At 38.0% G+C, this 1,266-nt stretch carries 1 protein-coding gene; it reads left to right on the top strand.

The features are described from left to right. A partial coding sequence (locus tag LW137_RS07095; protein WP_233034971.1) for an autotransporter outer membrane beta-barrel domain-containing protein occupies positions 1–1,266 on the top strand: 1,266 nt, incomplete at both ends.

The following is a 1,266-nucleotide window of genomic DNA, read 5'->3' as shown; positions in this document are numbered from 1 at the left end:
TCAAGCAGGACAATATGGATATATCTACTCTGATCGTATCCTTGTTCTCTCTGGAGGAAATGCAAGCACTTCTAGTTCAGCAGACACAGCTTCTAAGGTCAATTACATCCAAGTCATTGCAGATGCAAACACGAATTTCTCTAGCATTAGCTACCATGGAGGAGGAACAGAAACGCAAGGCAATATCGCTGTAGCTACAGTCAAAGGAACAAATGGAAATCAAGTTGCTACATTTGAAGGTGCAACACAAATCCAAGGATTTGATGTTATTACAACAACACTCACAGCAGTAGAAAATACAGATGAGTATGGGAAAAAATCCAATGGAGAGGCCTCTGCTGTAACTGCTAACACAGAAACTACAACCACAGCAAGCGATAATAGCTACACAACCTATTTTGTAGATTCTATTCGATCTCAAGGTGTATCTAAATCTAACCAAATGGCAACAACTTCAGCATTGGGACTAAACTATGAGCTTTTCTTAGCAAACTTCAACTCTTTGAATAAAAGAATGGGAGAGCTTAGAAACAATGATCATTCTCAAGGAGCATGGGGAAGAATCTTTAATGGAATGCTTTCTACTAAATATGGTCTTGAAACTCAATCTATCTATACCACAGTTCAAGCAGGATATGATTATGCCTTTGGATTTGAAGGAGCTAATAACTATCTAGGACTTGCTCTCTCTTATGCCAACTCAATCATCACTCCTAAAACACATCTTGATATCGATCAAGTTGGAAAAGGAATTGATAAATCAACCTCTCATGCTGTAGAAGTTGCTGTATATAACTCTTATATCCAAGATGCAGGATGGTTTAATGATACGATCTTGAAATTTAGCTACATCATGAGTGATCTTGAGATGGCAGGACAAGAAAACCACTATAACACTAACAACTTTGGTATCGTCTTCTCTAATGAAGTAGGATATCGCTTCAAATTAGGAGAGACAAAAGAGTGGTATATCGATCCACAAGTAGAACTCTCATTTGGATACTTCAACCAAAGTGATCTCAAGCAAGTTTTAGGACAAGCAACTCTTACAGGGATCCAAGAAGACATCTTTAATCTTCGCACAAGAATTGGAGCTGCATGGGGATATGATTTTAAAAACTTCACAGAAGGAAAAGAGCTAGGAGCGACACTCTATCTTGGAACATATTATTCTTATGATTACATCCAAGGAGGAGAGATTGATCTAAGAACAAATCTTGGAACCAATACTTCTCTAAAAGAGCTCAACTCTACAGGACGCTTTGA

The organism is Helicobacter kayseriensis (assembly GCF_021300655.1).
Lineage (GTDB): Bacteria > Campylobacterota > Campylobacteria > Campylobacterales > Helicobacteraceae > Helicobacter_G > Helicobacter_G kayseriensis.
The sequence above is the reverse complement of the archived record's forward strand: the minus strand, read 5'-3'. Positions and strand labels throughout refer to the sequence as shown.